This window comes from Microbacterium terrisoli (genome assembly GCF_030866805.1).
GTDB classification, from domain to species: domain Bacteria; phylum Actinomycetota; class Actinomycetes; order Actinomycetales; family Microbacteriaceae; genus Microbacterium; species Microbacterium terrisoli.
The window spans coordinates 1,458,619-1,475,583 of the sequence record NZ_CP133019.1 but is presented as its reverse complement, the minus strand read 5'-3'; the positions used below and the strand labels follow the sequence as shown (position 1 = coordinate 1,475,583).

At 70.1% G+C, this 16,965-nt stretch carries 18 protein-coding genes; 8 read left to right on the top strand and 10 right to left on the bottom strand.

The features are described 5' to 3' along the window. Positions 1-29 precede the first annotated feature (29 nt). Positions 30-743 carry a ferritin-like fold-containing protein gene (locus tag QU603_RS06270; protein WP_308493634.1) on the bottom strand — a complete coding sequence of 238 codons (714 nt, stop codon included), beginning with the start codon at positions 741-743 and terminating at the stop codon, positions 30-32. Positions 744-943: 200 nt separating this feature from the next. Between QU603_RS06270 and QU603_RS06265 the strand changes: the two genes are divergently transcribed. Both QU603_RS06265 and QU603_RS06260 read left to right on the top strand, forming a co-directional pair. Then, positions 944-2,455 (top strand): DEAD/DEAH box helicase, encoded by a 1,512-nt coding sequence (locus QU603_RS06265; RefSeq protein WP_308493633.1) that lies wholly within the window; start codon positions 944-946, stop codon positions 2,453-2,455. Between the two features lie 93 nt (positions 2,456-2,548). Continuing rightward, positions 2,549-2,965 (top strand): PLDc N-terminal domain-containing protein, encoded by a 417-nt coding sequence (locus QU603_RS06260; protein ID WP_308493632.1) that lies wholly within the window; start codon positions 2,549-2,551, stop codon positions 2,963-2,965. A 34-nt stretch (positions 2,966-2,999) separates the two neighbouring features. On the opposite strand, the gene QU603_RS06255 is transcribed toward QU603_RS06260, so the two are convergent. Beyond that, positions 3,000-3,860: a PHP domain-containing protein gene (locus QU603_RS06255; RefSeq protein WP_308493631.1), complete on the bottom strand. Its 861-nt coding sequence runs from the start codon at positions 3,858-3,860 to the stop codon at positions 3,000-3,002. Between the two features lie 60 nt (positions 3,861-3,920). Between QU603_RS06255 and QU603_RS06250 the strand changes: the two genes are divergently transcribed. Both QU603_RS06250 and QU603_RS06245 read left to right on the top strand, forming a co-directional pair. Beyond that, the gene (locus QU603_RS06250; protein WP_308493630.1) at positions 3,921-4,940 is read left to right on the top strand and encodes an endonuclease/exonuclease/phosphatase family protein; all 1,020 of its coding nucleotides are present in this window, start codon (positions 3,921-3,923) and stop codon (positions 4,938-4,940) included. Positions 4,941-5,008: 68 nt separating this feature from the next. Then, complete coding sequence (locus QU603_RS06245) at positions 5,009-6,418, top strand: aminopeptidase P family protein (RefSeq protein ID WP_308493629.1); 1,410 nt, start codon at positions 5,009-5,011, stop codon at positions 6,416-6,418. Between the two features lie 125 nt (positions 6,419-6,543). Here the strand turns inward: QU603_RS06245 and QU603_RS06240 are convergent, their stop codons facing one another. After that, positions 6,544-7,221 carry an alpha/beta hydrolase family protein gene (locus QU603_RS06240; RefSeq protein ID WP_308493628.1) on the bottom strand — a complete coding sequence of 226 codons (678 nt, stop codon included), beginning with the start codon at positions 7,219-7,221 and terminating at the stop codon, positions 6,544-6,546. Beyond that, the gene (locus tag QU603_RS06235; protein ID WP_308493627.1) at positions 7,199-8,062 is read right to left on the bottom strand and encodes a YflT domain-containing protein; all 864 of its coding nucleotides are present in this window, start codon (positions 8,060-8,062) and stop codon (positions 7,199-7,201) included. Before QU603_RS06235 ends, QU603_RS06240 begins: the two co-directional genes overlap by 23 nt. A 67-nt stretch (positions 8,063-8,129) precedes the next feature. Between QU603_RS06235 and QU603_RS06230 the strand changes: the two genes are divergently transcribed. Genes QU603_RS06230 through QU603_RS06220 form a run of 3 tightly spaced genes read left to right on the top strand, consistent with a single transcriptional unit; the run spans position 8,130 to position 11,079 of the window. Then, positions 8,130-9,422: a magnesium transporter MgtE N-terminal domain-containing protein gene (locus QU603_RS06230; RefSeq protein ID WP_308493625.1), complete on the top strand. Its 1,293-nt coding sequence runs from the start codon at positions 8,130-8,132 to the stop codon at positions 9,420-9,422. Next, entirely contained in the window at positions 9,422-9,931 is a 510-nt protein-coding gene (locus tag QU603_RS06225; RefSeq protein ID WP_308493624.1) for a DUF1003 domain-containing protein, read from the top strand. The genes QU603_RS06230 and QU603_RS06225 overlap by 1 nt, the downstream gene beginning before the upstream one ends. Further along, complete coding sequence (locus QU603_RS06220; protein WP_308493623.1) at positions 9,928-11,079, top strand: Mrp/NBP35 family ATP-binding protein; 1,152 nt, start codon at positions 9,928-9,930, stop codon at positions 11,077-11,079. Before QU603_RS06225 ends, QU603_RS06220 begins: the two co-directional genes overlap by 4 nt. A gap of 42 nt (positions 11,080-11,121) precedes the next feature. Here the strand turns inward: QU603_RS06220 and QU603_RS06215 are convergent, their stop codons facing one another. The 3 genes from QU603_RS06215 to QU603_RS06205 form a co-directional block, all read right to left on the bottom strand. Then, on the bottom strand, positions 11,122-12,702 hold the full coding sequence (locus QU603_RS06215) for an amidohydrolase (protein WP_308493622.1): 1,581 nt from the start codon (positions 12,700-12,702) through the stop codon (positions 11,122-11,124). 29 nt (positions 12,703-12,731) lie between these two features. Then, complete coding sequence (locus QU603_RS06210) at positions 12,732-13,178, bottom strand: hypothetical protein (protein WP_308493621.1); 447 nt, start codon at positions 13,176-13,178, stop codon at positions 12,732-12,734. Positions 13,179-13,276: 98 nt separating this feature from the next. Then, positions 13,277-13,627 (bottom strand): twin-arginine translocase TatA/TatE family subunit, encoded by a 351-nt coding sequence (locus tag QU603_RS06205; protein WP_308493620.1) that lies wholly within the window; start codon positions 13,625-13,627, stop codon positions 13,277-13,279. A gap of 73 nt (positions 13,628-13,700) precedes the next feature. Between QU603_RS06205 and QU603_RS06200 the strand changes: the two genes are divergently transcribed. Next, positions 13,701-14,378, top strand: coding sequence for an O-methyltransferase (locus tag QU603_RS06200; protein WP_308493619.1), 678 nt, complete (start codon positions 13,701-13,703; stop codon positions 14,376-14,378). 24 nt (positions 14,379-14,402) lie between these two features. Here the strand turns inward: QU603_RS06200 and QU603_RS06195 are convergent, their stop codons facing one another. From QU603_RS06195 to dapE, 3 genes are all read right to left on the bottom strand, one after another. Further along, positions 14,403-14,573 carry a DUF3117 domain-containing protein gene (locus QU603_RS06195; RefSeq protein ID WP_084515728.1) on the bottom strand — a complete coding sequence of 57 codons (171 nt, stop codon included), beginning with the start codon at positions 14,571-14,573 and terminating at the stop codon, positions 14,403-14,405. Positions 14,574-14,673: 100 nt separating this feature from the next. Continuing rightward, a complete protein-coding gene (locus QU603_RS06190) occupies positions 14,674-15,903 on the bottom strand; it encodes a putative hexosyltransferase (protein ID WP_308493617.1) in 1,230 nt (409 codons plus the stop codon). Next, entirely contained in the window at positions 15,885-16,961 is a 1,077-nt protein-coding gene (dapE, locus tag QU603_RS06185; protein ID WP_308493616.1) for a succinyl-diaminopimelate desuccinylase, read from the bottom strand. Before dapE ends, QU603_RS06190 begins: the two co-directional genes overlap by 19 nt. Positions 16,962-16,965: the final 4 nt, after the last annotated feature.

Sequence of the window (16,965 nt, the reverse complement as noted above, 5' to 3'; positions counted from 1 at the left end):
CATCGCCTGCCCGCGCCGCCGGGCGACCGTCAGGCTGTCAGCCCCATCGCCTGCATGCGGCGCGCGTGGGCTCCCAGCAGCTCGGTGAACACCGGCTCCATCTGCTCGGTCTCGGCGGCATCCAACGTCTTCGAGCGCAGGGCTCCGCGCGCGATCAGGATCGTGTCACCGACCAGACGCCTGCCCCACATGGCCAGCAGCGACCGCAGCTCGCCGTCGTCCTCGATCGCGCGGGCGATGAGGTCGACGATGGCCTGCCGGGCGTCGTCGCCCTGCAGAATCCGTGCCACGCGGGTTCCCGTGTCGTCATAGCTGGTGGACAGCGCCACGTAGAAGTCGTCGAGCATGCCGGCCGTGATGTGCACCGACAGCATCGTCTCAACCGGCCGCACGCCGTGCGTCGCGGCCCGGAACGCATCCAGAGGCTCGCGGAACGGGAGCATCAGCGCGGTCGGATCGGCGTCGCGCGCACGGATCAGCTCGACCAGTTCTTCGTGCTTGGTCAGCGCCGCACCCGCCGCCCGCGAGAGCGCATCCTTCTCACCGAGGTCAGGCGTGGCCGCGATCAGCTCGCTCAGGGTCTCGAAATAGCCGAGCTGCAGATAGGCCGCCTGGCCAAGGAACGTCTCGACGTCGGGCGCGAGAGCCTCGAAGGCGACGCGCGTGGCGTCGCCCAGGTCATCGCGCGACCGCAGCCGCAGCGTACGCGCCACCGGTCGACGCCGTCTGAACCACTCGAACACGCTCTCAAGCCTACGGTGCGCAGTGCGCGACCGCCGCCGTACACGGCCTCGCGCGCGCCGCAACGAGGGCCCGACGGGGGCGACGGGTAGACTCGTCCTGTCCCGGCGATGGATCGGGACCCCGCGCCTGCGGAATTGAAGGGCGTGGATCACCGCCCGGCAGCCCACGCGCTGCCTCATTCAGACAGGCCATTCACATCGTGACGACTTTCGCCGACCTTGGTGTCGATCAGGACATCATCGACGCACTCTCCGCCCGCGGCATCACCGATTCCTTCCCCATCCAAGAGCAGACGATCCCGCTGAGCCTTCCCGGCCAGGACATCATCGGACAGGCCAAGACCGGCACCGGCAAGACGTTCGGATTCGGCATCCCGGTCGTCCAGCGCCTCGGGCACGACCCCGCCCCCGGCGTTCAGGCGCTCATCGTCGTGCCGACGCGAGAACTCGCCGTCCAAGTCTACGAAGACATCGACATGCTCGCCTCGAACCGTGCCACCAGCGTCGTGGCGATCTATGGCGGCAAGGCCTACGAGGGGCAGATCGAGCAGCTGCGCGCCGGTGCCCAGATCGTGGTCGGCACACCCGGACGCCTCATCGACCTGGCAGGCCAGCGCCTGCTGGACCTGTCGGGTGCCGCCGAGGTCGTACTCGACGAGGCCGACAAGATGCTCGACCTCGGGTTCCTGCCCGACATCGAGAAGATCTTCCAGAAGCTGCCGGCCGTGCGGCATACGCAGCTGTTCAGCGCGACGATGCCCGGTCCGATCGTGGCCCTGGCCCGCCGGTTCATGTCCAGCCCCATCCACATCCGCGCCTCCGATCCCGATGAGGGCCTGGCCCAGGCGAACATCCGTCACCTCGTCTACCGTGCGCATGCGCTCGACAAAGACGAGGTGATCGCCCGCATCCTGCAGGCGGAGGGCCGCGGCAAGACCGTGATCTTCACCCGCACCAAGCGCGCCGCGCAGAAGCTCGTCGACGAGCTGGGCGACCGCGGCTTCAACGCGGGCGCCGTGCACGGCGACATGAGTCAAGAAGCGCGCGAGCGCTCCATGGCCGCGTTCAAGGCCGGCCGCAGAGACGTGCTGATCGCCACGGACGTCGCCGCCCGCGGCATCGACGTCGACGACGTCACGCACGTGATCAACCACACGGTGCCCGACGACGAGAAGAACTATCTGCACCGCGTGGGCCGTACGGGGCGTGCGGGCAAGACCGGCATCGCCATCACGTTCGTCGACTGGGAAGACCTGCACAAGTGGGCGCTGATCAACCGTGCGCTCGATTTCGGCAAGCCCGACCCGGCCGAGACGTACTCGTCGAGCCCGCACCTGTATGCCGACCTCGACATCCCCGAGGGGACGAAGGGCCGCATCGCGACGGCTCCGCGCACGCAGGCGGTCAAGACGCGCACGCGCGCGCCGGAGCGTGCGGTGGATGCCGCAGCCGACGGAGTGGACGAGGGCCACACGAAGCGCCGCCGGCGCCGGCGGCGCGCCACTGCCGCCGACCGCGTCGGTGAGACGTTCCAGGACGGCACCGAGCCTGCCGACGGGGCCGACACGCCGTCGGGCGAGGGTTCTGCCACGGAGGGCGCGGGGACGCACGACGGCGGCGGCACCCAGCACCGTGACGGCAAGCCGGCCGCCGCCCGGCGCAGGCGCCGCCGGCGCCGTTCGGATGCCGGTTCGCCGACACCGGGCGCGTGATCACGCGGGGCCTCCCCCACGGCGCGTCGCCGAATCGCTAGCGTGATCGTGCACGGCACGCCGTCGTGCACGATCGCAAGGTGAGAGGCAGTCATGCATGTTTTCGCAGACACCGTGACATATCACGGCTTCTGGGGGTCCTTCTGGGACATCATCTGGTGGTTCATCACCGTCTTCGTGTTCTTCGCCTACCTCATGGCGCTGTTCTCGGTCATCGTGGACCTGTTCCGCGACCGCAAGCTGAACGGCTGGTGGAAGGCGCTGTGGATCATCTTCCTGGTGTTCGTGCCGTTCCTCACCGTGCTGGTCTATCTGATCGCGCGCGGGCGCGGCATGGCCGAGCGCAGCACGCGCGAGGCGAAGCAGGCGCAGTCGGCCGCCGATGACTACATCCGCCAGGTCGCCGGCGGCAGCCCGTCCGAGGAGATCACCAAGGCGAAGAGCCTGCTGGATGCCGGCACGATCACTCCGGCCGAATACGACACGATCAAGGCCAAGGCCCTGGCCTGACGATGCAGTCCGCCGTGCGGCGCCCCCGTCCCTCTCACGAGTAGACGGGGGCGCTTCCCGTTCCGCTCTCGATGATGCGCTCCACCATCTCGTCGCTGGTCGTGTTCTCCCCCGGCAGGTTCGGCTTGCCCGCGCCGTGGTAGTCGCTGGAGCCGGTGACGATCAGACCGTGGTCGTCGACGATACGACGCAGGACCCGCACCCCCTGTTCGAGGTTCTCGCGGTGGCCGAGTTCGAATCCCGCCAGGCCGGCAGCGAGCATCGCGGTGATCACGCTGCGAGGCAGTACTCCGGCCCGGCCCGCGGGGTGCGCGATGATCGGCACTCCGCCGGCAGCATTGATGAGCCCGACTGCGGTGACCGGGTCGGGTGCGTAGAGGTCGACATAGTAATCACCTCGAGGACTCAGGATGCCGTGGAACGCCTCGCTGCGATCGCGCACGTGCCCCCTCGCCACGAGTGCGTCGGCGATGTGCGGCCGTCCCACGGTGGCGCCGTCACCGGTCTGGGCGACGATGTCATCCCAGGTGAGGTCGTAGTCACGGGCGATGCGGTCGGCCATCATGTGCGCACGGTCCCGTCGGGACGAGCGGACTTTCTCGATCATCGCCCGCAGCGGCGGGTCGTCCGGATCGATCAGATAGGCCAGCACGTGCACGCTGCGCCACTCGTGCTTGGCCGACATCTCCATGCCCGGCAGGAACGTCATCCCGAGCGACACCGTCGCCTGCGCCGCCTCGGCCCAGCCCGCCGTCGTGTCGTGGTCGGTCAGCGCCGCGGTGCGGATCCCGTGCTCATGCGCGGCGCGCATCACCTCAGCCGGCGGCTGCGTGCCGTCGGACCGGTCCGAGTGCAGGTGCAGGTCGCTGGGTCCTTGTGGGGGGTGCAACGCCATGCCCTGAGAGTAGCGTGCCGCACGTGCCGATCTCCCAGGCTCTCAGCATAGAGTCGCCTCGTGCTTCGCCTTCTCGGGATCCTGGTGACCGTGCTGTGTGCGATCACCGCCGCGATCCTGACGTGGCCCCAGTTCTTCCACCTCGAGCGCACGTATCCGCTCGCCCAGATCATCGCCTTCCGCGGCATCGTGACAGTGGGCTTCGCGGCACTGCTGGTCGTCATGCTGCTGCTGACCCTGATCCGCCCGATACGCCTGTTCGCGGCATCCCTCGCCGTGGTCATGCTGCTGGCCGGCGCTGCCGGCGCGGGCGTGCTGATCTCGCGCGGCACCGGGAGCGACGCCCTTCCTGCGAAGAAGGACGGCAGCGTCCGTGTGATGACGTGGAACACGGCCGGCGAGGCCACCTCGCCCACTGCCGTCGCCCGCACCGCCGTCGCGATGGACGCGGACATCGTGACCCTTCCCGAGACCACGATCGCCACCGGCGAGAAGGTGGCCGTCGCGATGCGCGATCTCGGACACCGCATGTGGGCCTACCACACGCAGTACGGCGAGCACGGCTGGGACGCCAGCTCGACCACGGTGCTCATCTCGCCGCGTCTGGGCACCTACTCGGTGATCGAATCGTCGACCGATAGGTCGAGCAACACCTCGACGGTGCCCTCCGTCGTCGCGATGCCGGTCGACGGCAAGGGACCGATCGTGGTCGCCGCCCACGCCGTCGCGCCGCGGGCCCACTACATGCAGGCCTGGCGCCACGACCTGCAGTGGATCGCCGACCAGTGCGCCACAGACAACGTGATCATGGCGGGCGATTTCAATGCGACCGTCGACCACATGGCGGGTCTGGGCACCGACGGGGGGACCCTCGGCCGGTGCCATGACGCCGAGGACGCCACCGGCAACGGTGCCGTCGGCACGTGGCCGACGTCCCTGCCGCCGTTGGCCGGGGCTCCCATCGATCATGTGATGGCCACGGATGCCTGGACACCGGCCGGATCGGTCGTGCTGACCTCGATGGACAGCGGCCAGAGCGATCATCGACCGCTGGTCGTGCAGCTGGACCCCGCGCACTGACCTTCCGCCTCCATGTCGCGACGCCGCACCCCGGAATCAGGATGCCGCGCTCATGCGAGACTGGAACCATGAGCACGACTGCCGATTCGACTGCGAGCGCCACCGCGCAGCAGAGCACAGGTCAGAACCGCCGGCAGCCCTTCCCCCAGGGCTTTCTCGACACGATCTCCACGGGCTGGGCGGCCCGGCCCGAGACACTGCCCGGGCAGCACGCACAGGCGCCCTACGCCGCAGCGCGCCGCGCGCGACTGTCGGCGCAGTTCGCGGGTCTGCGCCTCGTCATCCCCGCCGGCGACGCGAAGCAGCGCAGCAACGACACCGACTACCCGTTCCGCGCCCACTCTGCGTTCTCGCACCTCACCGGGTGGGGCGCGGACTCCGAGCCGGGATCGGTTCTGGTGTTCGAGCCGACCGCTTCGGGCCACGAAGCGACGCTGTACTTCCGCGAGCGCGCCGACCGCACCACGGAGGAGTTCTACGGCGATGCCTCGGTCGGCGAATTCTGGATCGGCCCACGGCCGCCGCTGGCCGCCGTGGCCGCACAGCTGGGCCTGCCCACAGCGCACATCGACACGTATGAAGACCACGACGGCCAGCTCGTCGCCGGCGAGGATGCCGCGCTGACCCGCGCCGTGTCGGAGCTGCGCCTGGTCAAGGACGAGTACGAGATCGCGCAGATGCGGGCCGCCGTCGCCGTCACCGCCGACGGCTTCGACGACATCGTGCGCGAGCTGCCCGCCATCGTCGCCCACCCCAAGGGCGAGCGTGTCGTGGAGGGAGTGTTCCACCGGCGTGCACGCAGCGACGGCAACTGGGAGGGCTACGACACGATCGCCGCGGCCGGCCCGCACGCGTGCTACCTGCACTGGACCCGCAACGACGGCGCGGTCGTCGACGGCGACCTGATCCTGATCGATGCCGGTGCGGAGCTGGACAGCCTTTACACCGCCGACATCACGCGCACGATCCCCGTCTCAGGCACCTTCACCGACATCCAGCGCAAGATCTACGAGACGGTGCGCGAAGCGGCCGACGCGGCGTTCGCCGCAGCCACGCCCGGCGTGACGTTCCGCAGCGTGCACGAGGCGGCGATGGCCGTGATCGCCCGGCGCACCGCCGAATGGGGGCTGCTGCCGGTGACCGCTGACGAGGCACTGGATGCCGATGCCGGCGGACAGCACCGCAGGTACATGGTGCACGGCACGAGCCATCACCTCGGCATCGACGTGCACGACTGCGCGCAGGCGCGGCGCGAGATGTACTACGACGGTCTGCTCGAGCCGGGCATGGTGTTCACGATCGAGCCCGGGCTGTACTTCCAGATCGACGACGAGACCGTGCCGACCGAATTCCGCGGTATCGGCGTGCGCATCGAAGACGACATCCTGGTCACCGCCGACGGTGTCGAGAACCTCTCGGCGGCTCTCCCGCGCACCGCTGACGAGGTCGAGGGGTGGGTCGCGCGGCTGCGCGGCTGAGCTCGGGCACGGGCGTCGCACATTCCGTGAGATGACAGAAGTGGCCGAAATCTGCGCAAGAATTCCGGCCAGTAGTGTCATGTCATGTCTCGGTTCCGGGACGTGAGCGGGCACCCGGCAAGGAGTCAGGCCAGTCGGTCACGCATCCAGGGCACGACCCGTGCGGCGATGTCGACGCCGATGTCGGCGGCAGGTCGCTTGTGACCGGCGACTTCGAAGCCGTGGCCTGCGGCATCCACCCACTGCAGCGTCGCGTCGCGGCAGGAGGCCACGGCCTGTTCGAGCTGCTCGTGGGGATCGACGAACGGGTCGCGTGTGCCCGAAAGGAACAGCTGCGGCGCGGTGATCTGCGGCAGGTGGGCCACGCGTGGGGCGTCGGGCTTTCCGGGCGGATGCAGCGGATAGCCGAGGTAGACGAGCCCGGTCGGGGCCATCACGCCCTCGGCGGCGGCCATCGATCCCATCCGGCCGCCGTACGAGCGTCCCGCGGCGAACCACGGCGCGCCGTCATCGACGAGGTCTGCCGCCGCCGTCCACGCCGCGATCGCATGCGCGGCCGGTCCGGGCATCCGCCGTCCCAGCTGCGAGTAGGCGAAGTTGAAGCGCACGGCGCGCAGGCCCGCCTGCGCGAGTTCGTTCGCGAACCCGATGAGGAACGGGTGATCCATGCCAGTGCCGGCGCCGTGCGCGACGATCACCGTGGCCACGGAGTGCGGCGGCTCGTGCAGGACGGCGTCGACCTCCACGCTCCCCGCCGGCAGCGGCACCGAGACCTTCAGCTCACGCGTGCCGGTCGCCGTCATCGGGGTCATCGTCATCGGATCGGCCGTCCGCGGCCGGCTCGTTCGAATCGTCCGACTCCGAAGAATCGGCAGGCTCGGCGGCATGAGCGGGGCCTGCGGCATCGGCCGGCTCCGCGGGGGTCACCGGCTCGGCGATGCGCTCACCGTACCGTGGGGGCTCGGTCGGCGCATCCTCCGGTTGCGGAGCCTCCGACGACGATGGCTCCGGCTGCGACCACTGGTGCCCCGCCGTCCCACCCTCCGGCGCCCGCTCGCCGAACGCGGGCGGCGCTATCCGCTCCCCGTACCGGGGCGGCGTGGGCGCGGCATCCTCGCGCACCGGCGGAGCCGCCGGCGGCTGGCCCTGCGCCGTCGTACCCGGGCGCGGCGCCTGCCCCGGCATCGACCCGACGAGCTCACGCGCCCGGTGCACGCTGCCGGCGAGCACGGTGACTTCGTAGTGGTCGGCGAGGACCTGCATGACAGACGCGAAGTCCCGACGGCGTCGCACGATGGCATATGCCCCGATGCTCATGAGCATGCCCAGGGCCACGCCGATGAACAGCACACCGATGAACACCGGCACCGAGACGGTGGGGCTGCCCAGGAGGAAGATGGCCGAGAAGAACAGACCCAGCAGCAGTCCGTTGATGGCTCCGGTGCGCGCCGCCGTGGCATATCCGAGCTTGCCGGTGACCCGTTCGATCGAGCGCAGACCGAAGCCGACGATGGCGATGTCACGGGCAGGAACGTCACCGGCGATGAGCGCCGACACGGCCTTCTGTGCCGCTTCATACGTCGGGAAGCTCGCGACGGTGTCGCCGACCTCGCTTCGTCCCTGTGGAACCCCCGGCATACTCATCTGACCATCTTGTCACGCTCGCCGTGCGCTCTGCCGACGGCACGTGGCGTGCGGCTACGCTGGGACCGTGAGCACGCAGAGGGTATTCGTCGCCCGCTTGGCGGGCTGCACGGTCTTCGATCCCGCAGGCGACCGCGTGGGTCGCGTGCGCGATGTCGTGGTGATCTACCGCAAAGACGATCCGCCGCGCGTCGTGGGCCTGGTCGTCGAGATCCGCGGGCGACGCAATGTGTTCCTCTCGATCGGGCGCGTCACCTCGATCGCGACCGGTCAGGTCATCACGACAGGGCTGATCAACGTCCGACGGTTCCAGCAGCGAGGCGGCGAGGTGCGGGTCATGGTCGAGCTGCTGGGCCGCAAGGTGTACTTCCGCGACGGGTCCGGCCACGCAGTCATCGAAGACGTCGCGATCGAGCAGGACCGGCTGGGCATGTGGAACGTCAGCCAGCTGTTCCTGCGCAAGCCCAAGACGAGTCCGGCGCCCTTCGCGAAGGGGCCGACGACCTTCGCGAGCTGGAACGAGGTGCGCGAGAACCAGTCGCCCGGCGAGGCGCAGTCCGCCGAGCAGCTGGTGGCGACCTATTCCGAGCTCAAGCCCGCCGACCTGGCCAACACGCTGCTCGACCTGCCCGATGACCGCCTGCTCGAAGTGGCCGAAGAGCTCCCCGACGACCGGCTCGCCGACGCGCTGGAGGAGATGCCCGAAGACGAGCAGCTGCACATCCTCGAACAGCTCGGCGATGAGCGTGCCGCCGACATCCTGGACGCGATGGAACCGGATGACGCAGCCGACGTGCTCGGCCAGCTGCCCGAGAACCGGCTCGAGAAGCTGCTGGATCTCATGGAGCCCGAAGAGGCCGAAGACGTCCGCGCCCTGCTGAAGTACGGCCCCGACACCGCCGGCGGCCTCATGACCAGCGAGCCGATCGTGCTGCCCGCCGATGCGACAGTGGCCGAGGCGCTGGCACTGATCCGGCGGCACGAACTGCATCCGGCGCTCGCGGCGGCCGTGTTCATCACCCTGCCGCCGTACGAGACGCCCACCGGTCGCCTTCTGGGCACGGTGCATTTCCAGCGGATGCTGCGCTACCCGCCGCACGAGCGGCTCGGGGCGATCATCGACGACACCGTGGACGCGGTGCCGGTCACGGCCTCGGCGACCGAGGTGGCGCGGCTGCTGGCCAGCTACAACCTCGTGTCGATGCCCGTGGTCGACCCCGCCCAGAGGCTCGTGGGAGCGGTCAGCGTCGATGACGTGCTCGACTACCTGCTGCCGGACGACTGGCGCTCGCAAGACGCCGATGAGGCCCCGCACGAGTCGGTTCCGGTGACCACGGCGAGCATCCCGAGGCGGCGTTGATGGCACGGGCGACGAACCTCGAGGCACCCCGAGGCTTGAGTGCCATACGTGCGCGTTCGGCCCAGCCCTCACGCGACAGGTTCGGCCGGTTCACCGAATGGGTGGCCCGCGCGATGGGCACCCCCGGCTTCCTCGCCATCCTGACGCTGTTCTGCGCCGCGTGGCTCGCGTGGAACACGCTGATGCCCGACGCCCTGAAGTTCGACTCCGCGGCCAACGGCTTCACCGCACTGACCCTCATGCTCTCGCTGCAGGCCTCGTACGCTGCTCCCCTCATCCTGCTCGCGCAGAACCGTCAGGATGACCGCGACCGCGTGCAGATCGAGCAGGACCGCCAGCGTGCCGAGCGCAATCTCGCCGACACCGAGTACCTGGCGCGCGAGATCGTAGCCCTGCGCATGGCGATGACGGAGCTGTCGGGCGAGATCATGACACGCGAGACGCTGCGGCAGGAGCTGAAGACCATGCTTGAACAGCTGGACGCGCGCGGCGACGGTGCCGCCTCGTGAGCACGCTCGACGACGCGGTCCGCGAGGCCGTGGGCGCGGTGGTCGACCCCGAGCTGCGCCAGCCGATCGCGTCGATGGACATGCTGCGCGAGATCCGGGTGGATCAGGATGCCACAGCCCACGTGGGCGTCGCGCTGACGGTGGTGGGCTGCCCGATGTCGGAGAAGATCAGGGCCGACGTCGAGGCTGCGGCCCGCGCGGTGCCGGGAATCCAGGACGTCGCCGTGGACGTGACCGTCATGAACCCCGACGAGCGCATGGCGCTGGTGGCGAAGCTGCGCGGCTCGCGTGCCTCGCGCACCGCCGGGTTCGGTCCCCGCACGACGGTGATCGCCGTCACCAGCGGCAAGGGCGGTGTGGGCAAGTCGACGTTGACGGCGAACCTTGCCGTCGCGTTCGCGCAGCGAGGACTGCGTGTGGGACTGATCGACGTCGACGTGCACGGTTTCTCGATCCCCGGGCTCATGGGCCTGACCGACGAGCGCGGCCGTGCGCCTCATCCGACCCGGATCGACGACATGATCCTGCCGCCGGTGGCCCACGAGGTGAAGACGATCTCGATCGGCATGTTCCTGCGTGAGCAGGACACAGGACGGGCCGTCGCCTGGCGCGGTCCCCTGCTGCACCGCACAGTGCAGCAGTTTCTCACCGACGTGCATTTCGGTGACGTCGACGTGATGCTGCTGGACATGCCGCCGGGCACCGGAGACATCGCGATCACCGTCGGTCAGCTGCTGCCGACCGCAGGTGTGCTGGTGGTCACAACACCCCAGCCTGCCGCGGTCGACGTGGCCGTGCGCAGCGGTCAGGTGGCCCGGCAGACAGGTCAGAGCGTGATCGGGGTCGTGGAGAACATGGCGCCGATGACCCTGGCCGACGGCACGGTACTGGATCTGTTCGGCGCGGACGGCGGCGCGCGCGCTGCCGCCGCGCTGTCGGCCGACGGCGACGCGGTGCCGCTGCTCGCCTCGATTCCGCTCAGCCCCGCCTTGCGGGCCGCCGGCGATGCCGGCACCCCGATCGTCGCAGCCGATCCGCTGGACCCCGCCGCCGTGCAGATCACGGCCCTGGCAGCCGCTCTCGCGCCGCGCCGTCGCGGCGCGAAGAACCTCGGCAGCACGGGACTGCCCGGGGGTCCGCCGGCCTGACCGGTGGCCAGGCCACGTGACCGACATCCCGGCGCGCGCCGATCAGGGGGCGGTCGCCCGATAGGCGACGGCGCCACCCACGACGGTGGCGGCCACGCCGATCTGCTCGATGTCGTGGACGGCGGCCGTGACGGGGTCTTCGGCCAGCACGGTCAGATCGGCCGCGTACCCGACCGCCAGCCTGCCGAAGCGCCCCTCCAGGCCCGCGGCATACGCACCGCCGGCCGAGTAGGCCGCCAGCGCGTCGGCGACACCGAACGGGGGCACCGCCCCGATCGCGCCGGCGACGTCGCTGCGCTGCACCGCGGCCTGGATGCCGCGCATCGGCGTCACCGGTTCGACGGGCGCATCCGACCCGAACGCGATGCGCGCGCCGTCGGTGCGCAGTCGTGACCACCCGTAGCCCAGAAGCTCGTGTCCGGGGAGCATGCGGTCGATGAGCCCCCGATCACTGGCCCAGTGCGCGGGCTGCTGCGATGCGATCACTCCGAGCTGCGCGAACCGCCTGGCGTCGGCGGGATGCAGCAGCTGGGCATGTTCGATGCGCAGCCGCAGACCTGCCGCCCGGGCCTGCGGCATCCATCGTTCGTACGCGTCGAGCACCGAGTGATTGGCCGCGTCGCCGATGGCGTGCGTTGCCACCGCGATGCCCGCCCGCACCGCACGACCGACCAGGTCGTCCAGTCGGACCGCGTCCAGCACGGCGAGCCCGCGGTTGCCCGGTTCGTCGGCGAAGTCTTCGCTCATGTGCGCGGTGTGCGAGCCCAGTGCCCCGTCGGAGAAGAGCTTCAGCGGACCCGTGGTCATCCACGCGTCGCCGGCAGAGGTGCGCAGCCCGGCGGCGATCGCCTCGTCGAGGGACGACATCCCGATGCCCTTGTGCACCCGCACGGTGAGCCTTCGCTCTTCGTGCAGCCGCGCGAGCGCCGGGGCGGATGCATCGCCGTCGAAGTCGGTGATGTGCGTGACCCCCGCCGCCAGGAGCGCCTGCAGCGTGCGCTGCACACGCTCGGTGATGTCGCCGCCCGCCGACCGTGCCGCAGCCTCGATCAGCACCGACGACGCCGCCTCGCGCACGAGTCCCGACGGCTCGGTGCCGCCCGCTTCACGCTCGATGCGCCCATCGACGGGGTCGGGGGTGCCGGCACCGATGCCGACCGCCCGCAGCGCCGCCGTGTTCACCCACACCGTGTGCCCGTCGATGCTCGACAGGCAGATCGGCAGCGTGGGGCTGATCGCGTCCAGGGCGCGGCGTGTGGGCGCAGGCCCCGTCCAGCGGTTGGCGTCCCATCGCCCCCCGCCGATCCATGCGGTGCCGGACGGGCGTGCGGCCAGGTGCAGGTGGATCAGGGCCAGCGCATCATCGAGCGAGCGCGCCGGGCGAAGATCGACGGCGTCCTGCTCGCGCGCGAGGTCGGCGACGTGCAGGTGCGCGTCGTGGAATCCGGCCACGGCCACCGCCCCCGGCAACTCGACCTCGCGCACCCCGCCCGGAGCGATCTCGCGGACGTCGGTGCGCGTGCCCGCGGCACGGATCACCCCGTCGATCACCAGGAGCGCCTGGGCGCGTCCGCCGTCGGCGAGGGCGATGTTCGGATGCAGCAGGACGGCCGATTCGCTCATGTCGTTCACGATACGGCCGAACGCGGCGGTCACAGGTAGTCGTCGGGGGCGAGCACGCGCAGACCGCGGTCGTGCAGCAGGAACTGCGCGCGCACGCGCACCGCCTCGTGCACGCAGGCACGCCCCAGCTCCCGCGCCCAGACCCGCTCGTCTTCACCGATGCGCCGGCCACCCCGGCGCTCCCAGACGAAGACGACCTGGGCGACCTCGAACTCGTCCATGAGCCCAGCGATCCAGTGCGCGAGCACCTCGGCGGGCGGACGGGCGCCGGGCCCCTGGCCGCGGGCGAGCCCGCGCGGGTCGGGCGGAAGGTCGTCGCACGGCATGACGGGCCCCAGCTCCTCGCCCTCCTCGTCGAGGAAGATCATCCAGAACTGACGCCGGAGCGCGCCCTGAAGCAGCGTCTCCAGATGCGCGGTGAGCGCCGTGTCGTCAGAGAGCCGCGCGGGCTGATCGGCTGCAGCAGAAGTGTCCATGACCGACAGCCTGACCGGAACGGGCATCCCGGCCACCTGCCGCCCGCGATCTGTGGACAACTGCCGGTCAGGTCCCCGCCTGTGCAGGAGACGGTGGATCAGGTCGCTTCGGAGTCGAAGGGCACGGGCGCCCCGGGCCTGTAGGCCTGCGGCGTCCTCGCCGGCTCCGTGGACACGCTCGCCGCCGTCGCAAGGGGCGGGGTGTCTTCGAGCAGCGCCTCGCGGATGATGCGTCGCGGGTCGTACTGGCGCGGGTCGAGACTGCGCCAGTCGACGTCGTCGCCGAGCTCGTCCTGCATGCGCTCCTTCGCGGTGCCCAGCATCGCACGACCGCGCTTTACCGCCTGCGCGAGCATCGCCGCATAGCGGGGCAGGCGATCGGGGCCGAGAATCAACGCGGCGATCACTCCGATCACCACGAGCTTCTCGATCGTGAGCCCGAAGATCATGGATCAAGGTTACCCGCCGTGGCGGCTCTGACACCCCCGCACGCTCACGTAGGCTGGCGGGCGGAGGTGCGCCATGACACAACACGACGCGAACCAGCGTTTCGTCCAAGAGGCCACCAGCGAGCCCGAGCACATCGTCCGTGCGCGCGCACACGCCCTCGAACTCGGCGCTGCGCCGATCAGCCCCGCGATCGGCGCTCAGTGCGCGGTGATCGCGGCGGCGTCGGGCGCCGCGAGCATGATCGAGGTGGGCACCGGCGCCGGGGTCTCCGGGCTGTGGCTGCTGCACGGCGCGCCCCGCGCGATCTTGACCACCATCGACAGTGAGCCCGAGCATCTCGGCGTCGCCCGGCAGTCCTTCGCCGAGGCGAAGATCCCCTCCGCGCGCGTGCGCTTCATCGCCGGCCGGGCCGCCGAGGTCCTCCCCCGTATGAATGAGGGCTCATACGACATCGTGCTCGTCGACGCCGATCCCGAGGGCGTCATCGAGTACGTCGAGCACGGTCTGCGCCTCGTGCGCCCCGGCGGCACGGTGCTCGTGCCGCGGGTGCTGGCTGGCGGTGCGGTGGCCGACCCGGTGAAACGGGATGCCGTGACCGCCGCGTACCGGTCCCTCATCCAAGAGACCAAGGACTCACCGGCAGTCATCGGCGCCCTCTCGATCTCAGGCGAGGGTCTGCTGCAGCTGACGACGGTGCGCGAGACCGACCCCGCACACGCATCAGCGGCCGGTCTTTCGACCGGCCGCTGATGGTGCAATTGCAGGAGAGGTGAACTAGGCGTTCACGACACCGCCGAGCACGTCGTAGAGCTCCTTCGCTTCCGCGTCGTTCACGGAGACGACGAGGCGTCCGCCACCCTCCAGGGGAACGCGGACGATGATCAGGCGCCCCTCCTTCACGGCCTCCATCGGCCCGTCTCCGGTTCTCGGCTTCATGGCTGCCATCGTGGCTCCCTTTCGTCGCTGGTCTGTAGGTCAAGTTTATCGTGTTGGTCTGACCACGGCAGAATCGTGCGTCACGCTGCCCGATTCCAGCCCGCACGGGTCACGGAATCTGCCAGTACGCGTTGCCCAGTGCGTACATGTTGTAGATCCACCACCACTGTCCGGCAAGGCAGGCCACGACCAGGCCGCCGCGCCACAGGCGCGAACGCGGCACCGCGGCCGCTCCCCACAAGGGCGACAGCGGCACGAGCAGTCGGAAGATGCTCGACTGCGGGAAGAACACCGCGAGCAGGTAGACCACGTACGACGCCGACCACAGACGGATCTCGGGCCCGACCTTTCGCACTCGCGGTCCGAACGCCAGAGCCCAGGCGATCGCAATCACCAGGACCGCCAGCACGACGTACCCGGTCGCCGTGCCCAGCCCCCAGGTGTGGAACCAGAACCCGGCCGCCTGCCAGAATGCCGCGAACGGGGCGAAGGCGCCGTCGTCGCCGGGGATCCACCCGCGGCGCCAGCTCAGCTCGGTGAGCAGGTAGGCGTCGGGCACCCCGCTGACGGCGCCGGCGATGACCGGCCATGCGAAGCCCGCCACCGTCGCGATCGCGCCGAGCACGACGATGTGCACGACGTGGCCCGTCGGCAGCGGCTCGGCGCGCCGCATCTTCCACCGCTGGATGCCGTGGAGGGCGAGGAACAGGGCGAAGGCCAGCACTCCGGGTCGGGTGAAGGCCATCAGCGGCACGAGCGCATACAGCCACCGGTAGCGTCGGTGCGCGACGCACCACAGCGCCAGGAACAGCCAGAGCAGAAAGAGCGCCTCGGCGTAGCCGATCTGGAAGATCGCAGCCAACGGCGCGCATGCGAAGAACACGATCGCCCAGGTCGCGGCATCCTCCCCCACCCGGGGGCGCAGCAGCAGGTACAGTACGAGGCAGCCGAGAAACCCCGCGACCAGCGAGATGCCGATCGCCGCGGGCTGCCAGCCGACGCCCTCGCCGCCCAGAAGCCGGGCCAGGTACGGGTAGACCGGCATGAACGCCCACTGGTTGTTGACCACGGCGCCCGAATCATCGGTGGGCAGCGTGGCCGGATAGCCGTGCACGGCGATGAACCAGTACCACTGCGCGTCCCAGCCCATCAGCAGCGACCCCACGTTCGGTCGCGGGCCGAAGCGCGAGCCGAACGTCGACAGCTGCGCCGCGCCCCAGAAGAACCCCATCGTGACGCCGCGCGCCACGAGGTACACGACGCCGATGCGTATCGCCGCCGGCAGCCGCAGCCATCCCCGAGCCTGCGGCGGGACGCGGATCAGCTCGGCGAGAGCCACGCCCGCAGGCCCCGCTCGACCGCCTCGATCTGCGCCACGGCGACGCGTTCTTCATCGTGGTGCGCCAGGTGAGGATCGCCGGGCCCGTAATTGACGGCCGGGATCCCCATGGCCGAGAACCGCGCCACGTCGGTCCATCCGTACTTGGGCTTGGGCACCGCGCCGACGGCCGCGACGAATTCCTGCGCCAACGGCGCGTCCAGCCCGGGGCGGGCCCCCGCCGACACATCGGTCACTTCGACTTCGAACCCTTCGAACACCTTCCGCACGTGGGCGATGGCCTTCTCGACCGAGCGACTCGGCGCGAAGCGGTAGTTCACCTCGACTTCGCACAGATCGGGAATGACATTGCCGGCGACGCCGCCGCCGATGCGCACGGCGTTCAGCCCTTCTCGGTAGGCCAGCCCCTCGACGGCGACCTCGCGCGCACGGTATGCGGCGAGACGATCAAGCACCGGGGCGACGGCATGGATGGCGTTCTCGCCGATCCACGAGCGCGCGCTGTGCGCGCGGACGCCGTGCGTGCGCACGACCACGCGCAGGGTGCCGTTGCATCCGCCCTCGACCTCGCCGTTGGACGGCTCGCCCAGGATCGCGAAGTCGCCCGCGAAAAGATCCGGCCGGTTCTGCGACAGGCGATGCAGTCCGTTCTGGGACGCATCGACCTCTTCATGGTCGTACCACATCCAGGTGATGTCCACGCGCGGTGCCACCAGTTCGGCGGCGAGCTTGAGCTGCACGGCGACGCCGGCTTTCATGTCGACCGTGCCGCGCCCCCACAGGTGCGGTTCGCCGTCGACCTCGATGTCGCGGGTGGGGACGTTGCCGTTGATCGGCACCGTGTCGATGTGCCCTGCGATGACCACACGCTGGTCGCGTCCCAGGTTCGTGCGCGCCACGATCGTGTCGCCGTCACGGAACAGTTCGAGGTGCGCGCAGTCGCTCAGCGCCGCGAAGATCGCGTCGGCCAGCGGCGCCTCGTCGTCCGACACGCTCGGTATGTCGCACACGGCCCGGGTCAGATCAACGGAGGATTGAGACAGGTCGAGCTGCGGCATCCTT